11 protein-coding genes are annotated in these 17,433 nt (G+C 37.4%); 5 read left to right on the forward strand and 6 right to left on the reverse strand.

All coding sequences use genetic code 11. From position 1 onward, the window contains the following. Positions 1-110 precede the first annotated feature (110 nt). From ACM03V_RS16995 to ACM03V_RS17020, 6 genes are all read right to left on the reverse strand, one after another. Positions 111-1,856: an SDR family NAD(P)-dependent oxidoreductase gene (locus tag ACM03V_RS16995; protein ID WP_414621977.1), complete on the reverse strand. Its 1,746-nt coding sequence runs from the start codon at positions 1,854-1,856 to the stop codon at positions 111-113. A 69-nt stretch (positions 1,857-1,925) separates the two neighbouring features. Beyond that, positions 1,926-2,510, reverse strand: a complete 585-nt coding sequence (locus tag ACM03V_RS17000; protein WP_414621978.1) for a carboxypeptidase-like regulatory domain-containing protein — start codon at positions 2,508-2,510, stop codon at positions 1,926-1,928. Between the two features lie 244 nt (positions 2,511-2,754). Further along, positions 2,755-8,184 (reverse strand): beta-ketoacyl synthase N-terminal-like domain-containing protein, encoded by a 5,430-nt coding sequence (locus ACM03V_RS17005; protein WP_414621979.1) that lies wholly within the window; start codon positions 8,182-8,184, stop codon positions 2,755-2,757. A 303-nt stretch (positions 8,185-8,487) separates the two neighbouring features. Then, the gene (locus ACM03V_RS17010) at positions 8,488-8,766 is read right to left on the reverse strand and encodes a hypothetical protein (RefSeq protein WP_414621980.1); all 279 of its coding nucleotides are present in this window, start codon (positions 8,764-8,766) and stop codon (positions 8,488-8,490) included. Positions 8,767-9,505: 739 nt separating this feature from the next. Continuing rightward, positions 9,506-9,712, reverse strand: a complete 207-nt coding sequence (locus tag ACM03V_RS17015; RefSeq protein ID WP_414621981.1) for a hypothetical protein — start codon at positions 9,710-9,712, stop codon at positions 9,506-9,508. Between the two features lie 90 nt (positions 9,713-9,802). Continuing rightward, on the reverse strand, positions 9,803-11,188 hold the full coding sequence (locus ACM03V_RS17020) for a ParB N-terminal domain-containing protein (RefSeq protein WP_414621982.1): 1,386 nt from the start codon (positions 11,186-11,188) through the stop codon (positions 9,803-9,805). Between the two features lie 1,342 nt (positions 11,189-12,530). Here ACM03V_RS17020 and ACM03V_RS17025 point away from each other — a divergent pair. The 5 genes from ACM03V_RS17025 (at position 12,531) to ACM03V_RS17045 (ending at position 17,287) form a co-directional block, all read left to right on the forward strand. Then, positions 12,531-13,727, forward strand: coding sequence for an ABC exporter membrane fusion protein (locus ACM03V_RS17025; protein ID WP_414621983.1), 1,197 nt, complete (start codon positions 12,531-12,533; stop codon positions 13,725-13,727). Positions 13,728-14,038: 311 nt separating this feature from the next. Continuing rightward, a complete protein-coding gene (devC, locus tag ACM03V_RS17030; protein ID WP_414621984.1) occupies positions 14,039-15,217 on the forward strand; it encodes an ABC transporter permease DevC in 1,179 nt (392 codons plus the stop codon). A 136-nt stretch (positions 15,218-15,353) separates the two neighbouring features. After that, on the forward strand, positions 15,354-16,328 hold the full coding sequence (locus tag ACM03V_RS17035) for an NAD-dependent epimerase/dehydratase family protein (RefSeq protein ID WP_414621985.1): 975 nt from the start codon (positions 15,354-15,356) through the stop codon (positions 16,326-16,328). A gap of 113 nt (positions 16,329-16,441) precedes the next feature. Continuing rightward, the gene (locus ACM03V_RS17040) at positions 16,442-16,906 is read left to right on the forward strand and encodes a DUF2141 domain-containing protein (protein WP_414621986.1); all 465 of its coding nucleotides are present in this window, start codon (positions 16,442-16,444) and stop codon (positions 16,904-16,906) included. A gap of 9 nt (positions 16,907-16,915) precedes the next feature. Continuing rightward, positions 16,916-17,287 (forward strand): hypothetical protein, encoded by a 372-nt coding sequence (locus tag ACM03V_RS17045; RefSeq protein WP_414621987.1) that lies wholly within the window; start codon positions 16,916-16,918, stop codon positions 17,285-17,287. Positions 17,288-17,433: the final 146 nt, after the last annotated feature.

A 17,433-nucleotide genomic window follows, 5' to 3' on the forward strand; every position in this document is an offset into this window, starting at 1 on the left:
ATTCAGTTAACAGTGAACAGTTATCAGTTAATTAAGGGAGTGGGGAATAGGGGGATGGGGAGAAGGGGACAAGGAGAATTTTAACCTTAAACCTTAGTAACTCTTAACTCCTAACTCTTTAAAGATTTAGTTGGAATAATAATTCCTTTGCCACCCAGTAAGCGGGAATAAATTTTGCCTTGATTGTCGTGTATTGTAAAATCGGCTGCGACGCTGGTAGCTGTTTTACTTATAATTTCGCAAGAAACGTAAAAAGGTTTATTGCTAGGGGTTGCTGCAAATTGTTCGTGTTTCTGGATTTGGGCGGGTAAACAAACTTCTTGATGATAGTGCTGCAACCAAACCCATAAAGGATGAGTACTCAAGTCAACAGAAAAAGGATTTACCCATATAACCGGGAACTGCCCTTGTTGTTTTCTATCGATTTCGTTCCAGACACATTCGATAGTAATTTTTTCTGGACTAATATTTAAAACTTTTGTCAGCCCTTTAAAAGAATCCCCGTGGAATAAAGGAAATATTGCGGGATTTTCTTGATAAAACTCATTACCTTTAATAGTAATAATATTATCTTCTGCCATATTTAATTTTTCGTAAGTCGGACTTGGGGTATGTTGCGGTAATAAATGAATATCATCAATACTAAAATGATAGTTAAGTTTTCCGTTTTTATTCCTACTCCATATTTTCGCTTTAAAAACTATTTCTTGATGCTCGTGTTTAGCAGTTTCTTCTAAATCTAGGATATATTCTTCTGCCAGTTTTTCATCGAAAGGTATTCCCTTCAATACTTTAAAATTGTTATAGTAATAAAACCTATATCCTGGATAAAGCTGTTCGCAAGCATTAATCATCCATTGGGTTCCACAAGTAGCAGGTAAAACTGGCTTTCCACCGACTATATGATCTTGTAAAAAAGGATTAGCTGCTTGGGTTAATCGTCGATGAATGCGATAACTTCTTAACTGAGAATTATAATTTAACGGTGCTGGAGGTGGAGAAATCGGACTACCAATTACAACTTGTGTAGAATCCCGGTAAGAATTATGAAGTTCGTTAACTAACATTTTCGCTCCCGCTTCTACCGGAATAATTTCAATTCCTCTACGGGCAAATTCTTTCTTCAATTCCGGCGTTACCATACCGCTATCCCAGCCACCCCAATTGATAGCCACTACATGACATTGGGGATATTGTTGTTTGAGCAGATGAGCCGATTTATTCAGAATTTCATTAGCTAAAGCGTAATCCGATTGACCGACATTACCGTAAAAACCGGCAATAGAAGAGTATAAAACTAAATGTTCTAATTGAGGAAGATTCACGCAGCTAAGAAGATTTTCTAAACCTTGGATTTTAGCGCTGTAAACTTTTTCAAAATCTTCCGTACTCTTCTTTTCAATTAACTTATCAGCTAAATTACCCGCACCATGAATAATACCAGTTATTTCACCCATAACTTCTGTTACAGCGGTTATTTGCTGTTGTAAATCGTGAGTATTTGTAACATCAACGCTAAGATATTCAGCTTCACCTCCTACTTGTTTAATTGTCTCTAAAGTTTGTTTTATTTCTCGGTCAGAAATAATTTGATTATAAATCTTTTTCACCTGCATGGGAGTAGGTTTTTCTCCCCTAGCAAGCAAATCTTCCATAATCCGTTTTTTTAAAACTGCTTCATCAAAGCAATTATTTGCAAATAAAGGTTCGGATTCTAAAAGTTGCGATCGACCTAGTAAAATAAACTTACACGGATATTGCGTTGCCAATTCAATCGCACATTTTGCAGTAATACCTTTAGCTCCACCACTGACAAGGAAAACCGATTCGGGATTAATTGAAGTTGCTGTTTTCATAGATTTTCTGAATGATAATTAGTAAAAAAAGGGAGACAAGGAGACAAGGAAAATTTTGACCTTTAACCTTTAACCTTTGACCTCATGAATCGGTAATTGTCGAAAATTAATGTAATTATCGCGTCTGTCATTAAAGCGCTCTTTTCTAATAGCGGATACGATAGCAAATGTTGTAAATGTGAAAAAAGTTACCATCAATGCTATTAATATTGGAATTAATTGATCGGTATCGCTATTATTTGTGTTATCCCTATTACTACTATTATTCCTATTAGATTTAGATGTATTAGATATATTAGATGTATTAGATGTATTAGATGTATTAGATGTATGACTTACATCCGGTTGAGGAGTCACAGTTACCTGACTTGTACCTCCAATCAGTGTAATATCGCCTAAGTCATGCTTATCTCCAGGTAAATTAATATTTGATTTGTGGGTTTGATAACCGTTCGCTTCTACTGTTATCTCTCCCTGGAGAACTCCTTTGTCATCAGTATTTGTTGTAAATCGGTAAATTCCTTCGATATCGGTGTATAAAACCACGGAATTACCTTTATTATCATCAAATATGACTTTTGCGGCTCTAATAGGCGCTTGTTTGCTCCAATCAACAATGCGACCAATATAATTAGCTTTTTGATTTCCAGACATGGTATATTAGTAAGTAATTCAAAACTCCTAACTTTGAAGACGGAGTTCCAAATAGTTCAAGGAAGTTGTAAAAATCTACCTTCTTTAGCTTATAAGGACTCCTTTTCCCAACCCCTAACCCCCAACTCCTAGTTCCCCGTAGAGACTTCGCAATTGCGAAGTCTCTACTGCTTTTTAGGTAATGGGTAATGGGTAATGGGTATTAGGTAATGGGTTATAACCACTAACAACTAACAACTAACCACTAACCACTAACCGTAATAGTCGTTCTTCCTTGGGTGCCGTAGCCAACTTCGGTGATTAAACGATTGGGATCGTGTAGTTCGGCTTGGATGTGGTTGATGCAGTTTTGAGGATCGATTTCGGGGTGTATATCAATTGCTCTACAAAAAACTTTTCCCCATTCCCAAGTAAGTGTTTTGGTTAATCCGAATAATCCACCAGCAATAGCGCCAAAGTTAATTTTTTGTTCTAATCCAAAAGCGCCATCGAGTCGAGTTACCGTACAGAAGCAGCTGTATCCGCTTTCTGCTGCTGCATTCAGGGATTTTTTGAGATGCTTGGCAATGAAGAAGACAAGTTTTGCGATCGCCTTTTCTTCGGGAGAGTAGTTTATCTGGTTGGAAGCATTGTTAAATATTGGATGAATATGGATGAAAGCTCCTATGGAACCGCAGTTAGCTGCAATTGCTGCTAGCTGTTGCTCTAGATGTTTTTCGCTTGTGTCTTCTAAAATTATATTTTTGATATTGCTCGGTAGCACCGAACGTGTGGGAATTATTGATTGGGGAAAGCTTAAAACTACGACTTTCAAACCCTTTTGAGTTAATGATTCGGCTAATTCGGCGGTGGTGAGGGAGCCATCATCGGTAATTAAAATGATGTTTCCCTCTGGTAGTGCAAATTCTAAAAAATCGGGTTCGGGAAGGAATTGCAATTTAGCGGGATGTCTTGCAACTCCCCCGATTTGATTTAATGGCTGGCTGATGTCAGACTGTAGCTTTTTTTTTTCTCCTCCAGATAATGTCTGGAGATATTCAACTATTTGTCCGATTGTCCTTAATTCGCTGATTTCTTCTAAGTTATCGGGTTTGGGTAAATCCGGGTATGCTTCTTGTAATGCACCCATGATTTCTACCCGTTTAATGGAATCAATACCCAAGTCGGCTTCCATATCCATTTCCATTTCCAGCATTTCGACAGGATAACCCGTCTTTTCGCTGGTTATTTCTAGCATGGTTTGACCGAGGTTGCTGGTATCAACGCTGGCTGAAACGATTTCTGTGCTTAGTTCGGGTTCGATATTTTCTACGGTTTCTGCTTCTTCCGGTTCTACCACTGTTTCTGGGATAGAAATATCAACTGTAGGTTGACTTTCAATTTCAGCAGTTTGTATTTCAACGGTGCTGTTATTAGAATCACCCGAAGACAGAGACTGTAAATATTCTACTATTTGACCGATTGTACGCAGTTCGCTTAGTTCTTCTACGTTATCAGACTTGGGTAAATCGGGATACATTTCCTGCAATGCACCCATAATTTCCACTCGTTTGATAGAATCGATGCCTAAATCAGCTTCCATATCCATATCCATCTCCAGCATTTCCACAGGATAACCCGTTTTTTCACTGGTGATAGCTAGGAGGTTTGTATCTAAACCTGATAAGTCTACGAATGGGGAGGTGGAGGTGGGGAGATGGGGAGATGGGGAGATGGGGGGAGTAAAACCATTTGTTGAAGTTTCTTCTTCAGTAATGGTATTTTCGCTACCGGGTTGTGAAGCTTTGTTTGTAACAGCTACTACAGGTTCCGGTAGTGGTTCATTTTTGGTTTCAACTGTGGGGGTATTTCCATTAGTAGAAATTTCTTCGGTAACGGTATTTTCTGAGGTTGGTTGTGAAGTTTTATTGGTGACGGGTACACTCAAGCTTGTTTTAACTTCTTGCTCGGTAATACCTTCGTTTTGAATTACCTGTTCGTATTCTTGCTGGATGTGTTGGAAGAAGTTTTTGGTGTATTCTACTTGATTTTGTAAATACTGTTCGTGAACTTTGAGGGTATCTCCTTGATGGCTGTGGAACTGAACCATACCGCGCTCTAAGCTTTCGATAATTTTTGGCTTGAGTGTTTCGCCCTCAGACTCAGTTTTAGCAAACAAGGAATTCTGCTGCCCCATCAGTTGGAAAAATGTTTTGATGTATTCAACTTGATGGTTGAGGTATTGAGCATGAACTTGCAAATTCTCGCTTTGATTTTGTCCGAATTGAGTTAAGACATATTCTAAGCTTTCTAAAACTTGTTCGTAATTTATAAGTTCGTTAGGCTTACTTTGCATATGCATATTTAATTTAGAAGTTGACTGCGAAGTGGGGGAGGGGGTAGAGGGGGTAGAATTTTCTACTTCAGCGACTTGTTTCTCTTTCTCCTTCTCTTCTATTGCTACTGGTTTGTGATGTCCGTTTCCGTTGTTGTGATTGGGGATAGAAGTTTGGGAAGAACTAAAATTTTCTATATTCTCTGCTTGTCTCCTTATCTCCTTATCTCCTTGTCTCCTTGTGCCCTTGTCCCCTTGTCCCCTTGTCCCCTCGTCTCCGTTACCGGAAGCACTAGAAGAAGTTACTGAAACAGTTGCTGTGTCAGATTTGGCAGAAATCTCTACCTGATGCGGTTCGCTAATAGCTTTTTCCCATCTCTGCTTTGTTTTCTCTGATACATAGTTGCTACCGTTTAATTTGATATTCAACCCTTTCTTAGTTTCAGCAGGTTTGATTGGCTCTACTAATTGATAAGGATCGAGATTTTTCAAAGTTATCCCGGCAACTCGTAACTGAATTACAGCTTCTCTTAAACAGTAGTCGCTATCTTTTCTGGGGCTTGAGTTTAAAGCAATTGCCATGTGAGGGCGATCGCCTAATATATCTTTGACTAAGTTGGTGAGTATTTTTCTAGGCCCGAATTCTATGAAGCAGTAACCGCCGTCTGCATAGATGTTTTCGATTTCCTGTTTAAATAGTACTGAATTGGATAGTTGTGTTTCAAGGGTTTTTTGTACTTCTGCGGGATCTGTAGAGTGCTGTTTTCCTGTAACGTTGGTGTAGACGGGGATTTGAGGTGATTTAAAGGTGATGCTTTTGGTTGCGATCGCAAATGCTTTTTGAGCGAAGGCTATCAATGGTGTGTGGAATGCTGCGGCTACTGGTAGCACTACAGCAGCACATCCGGAGTCGTGAAGAATCTTTTGCAGTTGATGAATTACTGGTGTGGGGCCAGCTAATACGACTTGACGGGGTGAGTTCAAGTTGGCAATCTGGATTTCGGGATACTGCTTAAGTACTGTTTCGATTTTATCTACGTCTTCTTTTACCGCCAGCATTGCGCCGGTATCGTAGTTAGGATCTTCTGGTGCGGCCATTGCTCGGCCTCTAGCTTTAACTAAAGCGCAATAATCTGCGTCGCTTAAGGCTTGACTGGCCCACAGTGCCGTTAATTCTCCAAAACTATGTCCGGCAACAAAATCAGGTTTAAATCCGGCTTGTTGCAATATTTTGTAGTATCCTGCGCTCAACATTCCGATGGCTGGCTGGGCGTATTCGGTGCGTTGTAATGCCGCGATTTGAGCGTTTTTCTCGTTTTCGCCAAATACCGGGTGGGGAAAGACAATTTCCGAAAGCGGTTGCAAATGATCCTTGAGCAACAAACTATCCATGTAACCGTATAGTTGCCGCACTTGGGGGAAGTTCATTAATACTTCTTTGCCCATATTCAGATATTGCGAACCTTGTCCGGAGAACAACGCAACTACTTTTCCACTCAAATCCATACCTTCGGAACGGTAATGAATTCCGGTAGGATGTTCCCATTCGGTTGCCGACGGTTTGTTTTTCAGCAAGTCGATGCTTACTTTAAGTCTTTTACAAGCCTCGGATAAAGAGGATGCAACAAACCCGATTCTTGCGCTACATTGAGGAATTTCTTTAAACTTGCTCGCTTCTACCAGTTCGGAATAATGGTTATTTCCTGCGGTAGATTGCAACTTTTCTAAAGTCTGTTCGCAGGTTTTCAATAATTGAGTGCGATCGTCTTCAAACAACAGCACTTGAGCGGGTGCGCTATGCAAGCGATATGCACTATCGTGGTCGCTGTTATATTCTTCTAAGACTACATGATAATTGGTTCCACCAAAGCCAAAAGAGCTTACACCAGCACGTCTGGGGGCTTCCCCTTTAGCACGAATCCAGGGACGGGTTTCTGTATTTAAGTAAAAATTAGAATGGTTAATATTAAGTTTGGGATTGGGGGAGGATACGTTGATGGTGGGTGGTAATACCTTGTGATGCAGCGCCAAAGCTGTTTTAATCAAGCTAGCCGCACCAGCCGCAGCTTTGGTGTGTCCAATTTGCGATTTAACGCTACCCAATGCAATATGCTGTCCCTTGGAATTGTCTTGACTAAAATATTCTCTCAAGGAAGCAAACTCGGTGGGGTCGCCCGCCATAGTCCCGGTACCGTGGGCTTCGATTAAATCTACAGTTAAAGGATCGAAACCTGCATCTTCATAAGCGCGTTGCAAAGCTTTAAGCTGCCCTTCTTTACGGGGTGCGTAAATACTCTTAAATCTGCCGTCGCTAGAAGTACCAATACCCTTAATAACTGCATAGATTTTATCATTATCTCTTTCTGCATCCGACAAACGCTTGAGAACTATCATTCCCAAACCTTCACCTAACATCATCCCGTCGGATTTTGCATCAAAAGGTTTAACTTTGTCGCCAGGAGAAACCGCAGGTGTTTTACTAAAACTGATATATGCTGAAACCGAATTATCTGTATCAACACCTCCAGTAAGCATCATATCGCTGCGATGCTCTGCCAGTTCGGCGATCGCCATTTTTAAAGCAGCTAAAGAACTAGCACAAGCAGCATCCACCGTACAGTTCAGCCCGCCCAAGTTAAAGCGGTTGGCAATACGTCCAGAAATTACATTCGATAACATTCCAGGGAATGCATTCTCATCCCACTCAACGTAAGCACTTTGAATTTTTTCAATAATTTTTTGTGTATCTTCGTCAGATAAACCGCTGCTTTTTAAAGCTTTTTTCCATATAGGATACTGCAACCTCGAACTAAGCGGCACACCCAACTTCAAAGCCGCAGAGCCTAAGACAACTCCGACATTATCGCGGTTGAATTCGCGCTTCTCACTGTAGCCAGCATCTTCCAAAGCTTCCTTCGCAACTACCAAACTTAATAGTTGCGAAACATCCGTAACTTCTAAAATATTCGGCGGAATACCAAATTCCATCGGGTTGAAGTCAACGAAGGGAATAAATCCACCTTTATTACAATAAGTTTTATCTTCTTTTGTTCTAGGATTGCTATCGTAATAATCTTCTACATTCCAATGAGTATCGGGAATATCGGTTATGCAGTCTATTTCCGAAACAATATTCTGCCAATATTCCTGTATATTTCTAGCTTGAGGAAAAATGGATGCCATTCCAACAATGGCTATAGGATTATGTTGCAATTGCCTGTTAACTTTGTTCATTGACATAGAATCTTTTGAGGGCATTTTTTCTTTGTTGACCTTAATAAACCTCTTCACAGCCTTTTCGCAATTGTTAATTTGTTCTTCCAATTGCGCCAATGCCTTATCGATGGATTGAGCGGACATAAAACATAAAATGAATTTAGTATTGTTACTTGCCTTCAAGCGATTTAATCGGAACTGTAGCGACTATAAAATTCAGCTATAGCTACCACGAGTAAATAGATAGCATAGCTGCCCAATTAATTCCTTCATTGGATAATAAACCTGGATAAGTAAATTATAAATACTTTTTCTTTGGCAAAAATATCAGAAGAAACGCAACTCCGATTAATTTGTTGTTTTAAAAATGTTTAGATAATTTCCCCTACTTATACTTTCCAATATTTTATCCCCATTGCGCGTCTATCCCAGGTTAGAGGAAACAAACTAAATAACAGTTATTTCGTGACATTCGGGCAAAAGGTCAATTACATTATTGAAGCTAGAAAAATAATCTTCTAATGCCTTTGCAGCTTGCCCCGTGAATTCCATCCATTCTTGTGGATGGTTATTTGAAGACACTGTTTGCCATTCAAACAGGGCAGGTTTGGGAGTAGCTACTAAAACAGAAACGCTATTTTTATCGGAGCCGTTTTGATTATTAAACCTGACTGCGGCTATGTAATCCGTATTAATGACAACGTTCTGTATTTTAATAAATGCCATAGCTAATTAAAACGCCTTGGAAGATAATTTTATGAACTGTAAACAATAATGTTTGACAACTTAGTTACAAAATCACACCATCTAAAATATTAAAAACCATTTGATAAATACTTGACTCACCCGCACCAATTAAATAATGATTTTATCGTGATAAATCGACTAATCATGCCAACTAAGAAAACAGAGTAATTAGACTGGTTTTAATTTTTAATTATCCGTTACGAATGAACTAATCATTAAATATCTAAATACTTGAAATCATTAGAATTAATACCAACAGTAGCACAGCTTAAACAAAGCAGATAATACCGTTTTGAGCAATTTGGAAATAAATATAGATTTTTAAAACTGTTAATTAGAACGAAAATATTCCATTCGCTGTATCATAAAAAACTTCACATAGCTAAGGGTAATTCAACAAAAAGCCTGAGAAATATAAGCTTTTGTTGATTATGAAGTAGCTGTAAGTTTGTTGTAAAGGAATATCGGTAATTCCCAGATACATACAGTTTAAAATTGATTCTCAGATATATGTATATTTATTCAGGGGAACATAATAATTAAAAAAATATCCGTAATCATTAATGGTTAAAAATCAAGTTAATATATCAATTTAGAATATATCAATTTACATAAACAAAAATAGTTACTATTGAATCTTTTAAGTTTTACTAATTGTTTTAAATGAAGAATTGCCAATTTAGATACTTTGATTATTAGAAGAAAGAATAGATAAGAACTAAGCGAAATTAAGACATAGTTCGCTTTGAGCAGTATTAGGAATTGGGAATTGGGGATTGGGGATTGGTAATTGGTAATTGGTAATTGTCTGGCGGTTGAAACCGCTGCTACACAGCCGAAGTCCACCTCCGTGGACTAATAATTTCTTCAACCCGAAGGGGTTTTGTTTGTATAGCCGTGGTTTCAACCGCCAGGTATTTTTCATAATTTCTTCAACCCGGAGGGGTTTTGTTTGTGTAGCCGTGGTTTTAACCGCCAGGTATTTTCAACCCACATTTTCCCCCATCCCCCCATCTCAAAAATACAAATAATTAGAACGCGCTATCTTCTCAGGTTGTTTATCCATCCATCTTCCCCAACGGGATATTCCACTACGAATTGAATCTAAATTTTCGTCGCCGATGAAACAAACTCGGCGCATTTTTTCGCAAGCCATTAAAATTTCGCCGTTACCCATAAATGGTGCAATTACATAATTGTTTTGAGTTGTAAACATATTTATCAAATACTGTATTATCCCTTCCACATTGTCCAAATTTACTGGTATCTGTGGTTTGGATATTGCTTCTCGCGAAAAAATACCAACGTATATTTTGCCTAATAACAATTCGTACTGAAAATTCATCCGAGTAGTGCTGCAAAATTGATAAATATTGTTTTCCGAACGCAATACAGCTACAACAGAAGCTTCATCTACCAAATAATCGTGATTCCATACATCTGAAAAAGTGGCGATTGCCAAAGCAGCGTTTGAGGGTAAGAGTCGAATAAAGTCTTTTTGAGCAGTATCGCCGTAGTATACAAGATGGCGATTGCCTAAAGTCCATTTATCGCCAATTAATGAAGGCGACTCTTGATTAAAAATTAGCGAGTTGAGAATTTTTGGCTGTTCCACTCTTTGTTGTTCCTTCTTAGTTCCGGATTTGGCCTCAAGTTCTGCCATTGCGCTGTGAAAGGCTTGTAGCTGCAATTCTTCTTGTTGAGCGCGTAATTTTGCGGCAATTTTGGCTTCTCGCTCGGCTTCTTCGTAATTGCCTTTATTTTTCGCTACTTCGTAAGCTTTTAAAGCTTTTTCTGCTAAAATTCGTTCTTTTCTACCAGTTCTAGCAATCGAAAGCAAGGTAATTTTTTTGTCCGCGATGGGGGTTTTCTGAATGATTTTCTGAATTTTTGGGGCTATATCTCTGGCTATTTGCTTGTCATGCTGCCAACTGCGTTCGCTATAACCGGCCTGTTTTGCTAATTCTTGGGTGGTTTTGGGAGGTGGTGAAATAATTTCACCACCATTTTCTGAAGCTTTGAGAGTGTATTGATTATCTCCTGCTTTTGCTCTCATTCCTAATTTTACAAGAATTTTTTCTCGTTCTAATACCAGCCTGCCTCTTTCAAGGGGTTCTAGTTCATTACGAATTAAATTTTCGTCGATTTCGGCTAATCTGGCGTTTTCGTCGGAATCATAGGTAACTATATTACATTCAATTTGTTTATAACCCAGCAACATGAGGGCTGTTAAGCGATGCAATCCAGCAATCAAGTTAAAATTATGGTCTACCGTTATTGGATTAAGCAAGCCATTTAGCTCTATAGATTTTTTTAACTGCTCGACTTTTTCATCATTAATAGGACGACGATTGTTACCGTATTTGATTTTTTCTATCGATACTTTAGATATTCCAGACATAATAAAATACTTTCATAACGGTATACCGACTGATATTTGATTGATTGCGGGTATGTCTTTTAAATTGCTTTAAAATCTAATAAAATAATGTTATGTCATAAAACTGGTAATAGCTTGATGTAAACTAAATTCCTATAATAATCAAAATTTTGCGAAAGCCCGAACCCGATCAAATTATTCCTCTTATATTGCATTAAATCAATCTACTTGATAGCAAAAATATCATAGCTAAAACTAAACTTTATAAATTAAAGTATTGAGATAAGCATTTTGACAGTTAAAGCTTATGGACGTTATGTCAGGGCTTTTTGCTCCCTTATGTGTCGAACTTAAATAATTAAATTTTTAGAATGTATTTGTTGCCACCAAAATACTGTAAAAAATATTGATAGTATTACTATATGGCTAAATTTAATACCAATATGTTCCAACAAATCAGGGCAATTAAATACTACAAACTTATTTTTAATAATATTGCTACATAAGCTTTTGAGCATTTACAATCTAAAATGAAACGTGAAGCATTTAAGCATTAATTCGATTAGTTAAGTACCGTATTATTTGCAGAGAGAAACATATGTATGTAAGAAAAAATATGCCTCTTCAGCAGCTTGACAATATCAAACTTATTTGACATACTTAAAGACAAGTTTTTTCGAGTTATTCACGCTTGCGCTTCATTTCTATTTAGCTGTAATTAAAATTTGCTTTTTGTGAAGAGTGTTACTGCTATTTCCTAGAACAATACCTTATTAATAATATAGAATAAAAATTAGTAAATCGAAACGCCCTTTATTGATTAATTTTTGACTACAGAATATTAGCAATCGATGAAATATTATAGATTAAAGATGAGAGGTTAAATTTTAGACCAATCTATTTGAGATTTGAGATTAAACCTCCACAAGAGACACAGGTTGACGAGGTAGCTAAATTTGCCCCGGTTTGTTTTTTAAAGCAAAAAAGCAAAAAAGCAAAAAAGTAAAGGATAATTCAAAATTCCTGCATCATGTTAGGTAAGATTGAATGTTCCATACACATTTTTAATTATTTATGCACTCGGTTACTAGTAGTCTACCTGCGGGAGCTTTAATCAAATTGTTTCTCTAATGCCTACTTCCTACCTTCACCAGGTGCAATAAAAGAGTTCGTTGAGTACCGGCGTTGAGTACTTAAAATAATTAGAAAATTTTTCAGCACATTATTATCTGCTGTCTTTGCGTAAAATCCGTCTTTGTATTAATAACGGGTTTTCAGGCAGAGTAAATCGGCTTTCTTAAGTAACGATTATAAAATCATCACCGTAATACAAAACTTGGCTCTTCACAACTGGAATCAAAATATGTCAGCAGATAAGGAAAGGGAGTTTGTTGAAAAAGCCCCCCCAAGGTGGCGATTAATTTTAGCGACTTCCATTGCTTTAGCTACAGCGATCGTTAGTTTCTACAGCTATATACGATTTCGCCCTAGCGTTCAAACTGAATCTCCTACCCCTGTAAATACAACTCCTGCGAGGGTAGCAATCACAGCTTTGGGGCGTATAGAACCCGAAGATAAGGTAATTCAACTATCGGCTCCTAATTCAGCCACTGGAGCGCGGGTAGAGAAACTATTTGTAAATCAAGGAAGTAAAGTCAAAGCCGAACAAGTAGTAGCATTGCTTGACGGTTACGAGAAAGCTACAGTCAACGTACAACAAGCTTTAGATAAAGTCAGAGTTGCTCAAGCGAAGTTAGCTCAAGTAGAAGCTGGAGCAAAAACAGGAGACATCGACGCCGCGAGAGCAGCAGTTGCCAGATTACAGTCTCAACTAGAAGGAGAAATTGCTACGGGGAATGCTACTGTTGCACGGTTGCAAGCAGAGTTAGATAATGCTCAAACTGAATATAATCGCTACCAAAAGCTGTATCAACAGGGAGCGGTTTCGGCTTCTATAGCAGATAGTAAACGTCTGCTTGTTACCACATTGCAGCAGCAACTTAATGAAGCTCAAGCAGCCCTCAATCGTAGTGTTAATACTCTGCAAGATCAAATCAGAGAAGCTAAAGCTAAATTAAACAGCGTTCGAGAAGTTCGTCCCCAAGATATTCAACTGGCACAAGCTGAAGTTAAAAGTGCAACATCTGCTGTAGAACAAGCCAAAGCAGAACAAGAATTAACCGTTCTCAAATCTCCTATTACCGGCACAGTATTAAAAATTAATACTAAACCGGGGGAAATGGTTTCCTCCGAAGGAATAATGGAGATAGGTAAAACAAATCAGATGTATGTGATCGCTGAAGTTTATCAAACAGATATTCAGAAAGTGCGTCTAGGGCAAAAAGCGATCATTAGCAGTACAGCATTACCTCGGGAATTAAAAGGAACCGTTAGCGAGATTGGGTTATTAGTTGATAGACAAAAAATTCTCAATATTAATCCAGGAGCAGACACCGACAGAAGAATTGTAGAAGTAAAAATTCGTATTGACGAACTAGAAGACAACAAAGTAATTATGGGTTTAACAAATTTGCAGGTAGATGTGGCCATTCAAATTTAATTCAGAATGAATTTGAAGGATGAAACAAGGTCCTGAATCGTACTTTTTATACCGATTGATTAGTAGTAGAAGAGGGAATAGGCAACAGGCAACACAAGAAAGAGATGGTTTTTATCTGCGGACAATAATAGGTATATAAACTACTAGTCTACCAAGGGAACTATGTAGGGTTAATAATGAGAAATTTTTTTCTACCCCCTCTTCCCCCTCCCTGTCTTCACCCGGCAATTTTGGGTTGATAGACTACTACCTTCATCCTTCATACTTCATTATTTATACTTGATTCATTCCAATTTTAATACTCGATAATCATGGCTTCAAAAATCCCGATCGCATGGTTACAGCTAATTAGAAACAAGCTTCGTTCTTGTATAGCTGTGGCTGGTATCGCTTTTATTGTTATGCTGATGTTTATGCAACTTGGATTTCAAGATGCTCTTTACAGCAGTGCAACTCAGGTACATCGCAGTCTCCAAGGAGACTTATTTTTAGTTAGTTCTCAATATAAAGCATTAACCGCAACCCAAAGCTTTTCTCGGACTCGTTTATATCAAGCTTTAGGATTTGACGGTGTAGAATCGGTTACTCCTATTTATTTAGGATTTGCTAAATTTAAAAATCCCGATAATGGTGAAAAATACTCAATATACGTAATGGGCTTTGAACCTAGTAAAGCCATCATTAACTTACCAGGAATCAAAGAAAATCTAGATAAATTGAAATTATCCGATGTAGTATTATTTGATAAAGATTCTCGACCGGAATTTGGGGATGTTGCTATACGGTTTCAACGGGGAGAATCCCAACCAAGTATCGAAATATTTCCCTTTGATTCATTAGCAGGATTAAGACTTAGAGTAGGTGGATTATTTAGCTTAGGTCCTTCCTTTGGGGTCGATGGAAACTTAATTGTTAGCGATACAACATTTCTGCGAATATTTCAGAATGCTAGACCTACTGACAAAATAGATGTAGGAGCGATCGCTCTTAAACCGGGAGTAGATACCGCAAAAATTACACAACAATTAAGAGAAAAATTACCCAACGATGTCTTGATATTTACCCACGAAGAATTTGTTAACTTTGAAAAAGAATACTGGGCTAATAGAACACCAATTGGTTTTATTTTAAATCTGATGCTAACAATGGGTTCTGTTGTTGGTATAGTTATCGTTTATCAAATACTATTTAGCAACATTGCCAGTCAATTAGTAGCATATGCAACTTTAAAAGCCATAGGTTATGCCAATAATTATTTATTAAGAGTAGTTTTTAAACAAGCTTTCATTTTAGCAGTACTAGGTTATATCCCAGGTTGGATTACCTCCAAATACCTGTATGAATTCGCAATGAAAGCCACAAAACTACCCATAAGTATGAGTTTCAACAATGCATTAATAGTTTTAATTGCAACAGCATTAATGTGTATGACTTCCGGTGCATTAACCATAAATCAACTCCGCTCCGCAGATCCGGCAGACATTTTTTAGAATTGGTAATTGGTAATTGGGAATTGGGAATTGGGAATTGGGCATGGGGCATGGGAAGTTAGGAATTAGAAGTTAGTATTTTTTAACCTATTACCCATTACTAAAAATATTCAAATAAACATATAAGTGAAAAAGTATGAACCTTACAGACAAAACTTTACTGATCACCGGAATTGGTGAATTTATTGGTTTACGTGCGGCCGAAATAGCTATAGCAAAAGGCTTAAAAGTCCGTGGATTAGAAAAAAATCCCGATTTAGCTAAAAAAGCTCAAAAATTGGGTGCTGAAGTTATTCTCGGCAGTGTTACCGATTCATCTATTGCTCAAAAAGCTTGTCAGGATGTGGATATAGTTTTACATACTGAAGAAATGGCAAAAGAAGGAGGTTCAACTAAAGAATTTGCCCAAGTAAATATTGACGGAACCATAAATATTGGTAAAGCTGCTCGCGATGCTGGTATCAAAACTTTTGTTCATCTTTCTACTGCTTTGGTTTATGGTTTTGATTACAAGAATGGTGTTACAGAGAACGAACAACTTGTAAAAGAAAAAAATCCTTATTGTCAAACAAAAATAGAAGCAGAAAAAGCTTTACAGCAACTAAATAGTTTGCAAGATTTTGGTATTATTATCATCCGTGCAGGAGATGTTTACGGACCGGGTTCTATTCCTTGGACGGTGCGCCCGATATCGTTTATGGAGCAAAAGTTATTTGCTTATACAAACGAAGGAAAGGTAATTAACCATGTATATGTAGATAATTTAATTGATGCCATTTTTCTAGCGATAGAAAAAGAGCAACATGGTGAAATATTTAATATTACCGACGGAAAAGAAACTTCTCCCCAAGAATATTTTACTCGTTTAGCAGAAACAGCAGGATGTTCGGCACCTTCATCTTTAGGAAAAGAAGAAATCCGAATATTTTTAAAATTGCGCTGTCAAGGGCAAAAACTTTTACGCAAACAGCCAGATATTTATCCCGAAGCTGTAGATTTTATGAGCCGCCCTTATGCTTTTTCTATTGATAAAGCACGTAGAATCTTGAATTACAAGCCAGCTATTTCTTTAGATGAAGGAATGAGTCGCATTAAAGAATCGCGCTCATAATTAAGAGTGATGAGTGGGGAGTGGGGGAGATGGGGAGAATTTCTAACTCTTGATTCTTAACTCTTAACTCCTAACTCCTAACTCCTAACAACTATCAACTATCAACTAAAATAATGAAAAAATATTTTTTGTGTTGCTTGTTATCGACTTTAGCAAGTATTGGATTAGTTATTAAAGCTAATGCTGTAGAAGATTCGGCGAATTTGACTATTGCGATAAAAGGTATAAAAAACCAAAAAGGTCAGGTTTGTCTGAGAATCTATGAAAGCGAAAGCGGATTTCCTCTTGGTAATAGCAGCGAACTGAAAAGCCAATGCATGAAAATTACTGGTAATTCACTCAAACAAGAATTTGCAGGTTTAAAAAAAGGTACTTATGCTATTGCGGTTGTTGATGACCAAAATGGTAATAACAAACTTGATAGAGATTTTTTTGGTATCCCTGAAGAAGGGTTTGGTATTTCTAATAATCCTACCGTATCGATAAAAACAGGAACTCCGAAGTTTGAAAAAGCAAGTTTTTCATTAATACAAAATCAAACTATTGAGATTGATATGAAATATTCTCTCGATCCTTAAACCTAAATTATGGATAAACAAGCTTTAGGTATGGCGATTTTTATGGGACTATATGTTCCATTATTCACGGGACTTTCTGTGACAATACACCGTTTTGCGCGACGAAAACCTTACTCTAGCAACGAAATTATTATTGTCCATCGTCAATTTGAAAACCAATCTTTTGACAGTATAAACCAAAATTCCATTTTTAAGCTGGATAAATCCCATAGTTTACCTTCTTCAAAAAATGTCTCGGAGATTAAAACGCTCTCATTTTATAAGTTTTTACCTCCAGCCTATATAAGAGACAATCACTTATTGCAGAATTTCGATTTAAACAAAATTGGGATCGATGATTCACAACTAAATCTGCAAAAAGTCTCACCACGAGATGATTGAATTTTAGATTTTGGATTTTGGATTTTGGATTTTTTGTACATTGTCTCTAAAAATTTGAAAAACTTAACTCCGCTTTTCTAAAAAGCGTTTAACGTGTTTTTCAAACAAATGGGAATCGAAGTTATAAATCTTTAATAGCCATCTAC

Origin of the sequence: Calothrix sp. CCY 0018 (assembly GCF_963920925.1) — a bacterium.
Classification (GTDB): domain Bacteria; phylum Cyanobacteriota; class Cyanobacteriia; order Cyanobacteriales; family Nostocaceae; genus Rivularia.

What these genes read in the sequence shown, in the direction of transcription:
- ACM03V_RS17010 (WP_414621980.1), bottom strand. Translation starts at nt 8,766, where the DNA reads ATGGCATTTATTAAAATACAGAACGTTGTCATTAATACGGATTACATA.
- ACM03V_RS17045 (WP_414621987.1), top strand. Translation starts at nt 16,916, where the DNA reads ATGGATAAACAAGCTTTAGGTATGGCGATTTTTATGGGACTATATGTT.
- ACM03V_RS17020 (WP_414621982.1), bottom strand. Translation starts at nt 11,188, where the DNA reads ATGTCTGGAATATCTAAAGTATCGATAGAAAAAATCAAATACGGTAAC.
- ACM03V_RS17035 (WP_414621985.1), top strand. Translation starts at nt 15,354, where the DNA reads ATGAACCTTACAGACAAAACTTTACTGATCACCGGAATTGGTGAATTT.
- ACM03V_RS17000 (WP_414621978.1), bottom strand. Translation starts at nt 2,510, where the DNA reads ATGTCTGGAAATCAAAAAGCTAATTATATTGGTCGCATTGTTGATTGG.
- ACM03V_RS16995 (WP_414621977.1), bottom strand. Translation starts at nt 1,856, where the DNA reads ATGAAAACAGCAACTTCAATTAATCCCGAATCGGTTTTCCTTGTCAGT.
- devC (WP_414621984.1), top strand. Translation starts at nt 14,039, where the DNA reads ATGGCTTCAAAAATCCCGATCGCATGGTTACAGCTAATTAGAAACAAG.
- ACM03V_RS17040 (WP_414621986.1), top strand. Translation starts at nt 16,442, where the DNA reads ATGAAAAAATATTTTTTGTGTTGCTTGTTATCGACTTTAGCAAGTATT.
- ACM03V_RS17025 (WP_414621983.1), top strand. Translation starts at nt 12,531, where the DNA reads ATGTCAGCAGATAAGGAAAGGGAGTTTGTTGAAAAAGCCCCCCCAAGG.
- ACM03V_RS17015 (WP_414621981.1), bottom strand. Translation starts at nt 9,712, where the DNA reads ATGAAAAATACCTGGCGGTTGAAACCACGGCTATACAAACAAAACCCC.
- ACM03V_RS17005 (WP_414621979.1), bottom strand. Translation starts at nt 8,184, where the DNA reads ATGTCCGCTCAATCCATCGATAAGGCATTGGCGCAATTGGAAGAACAA.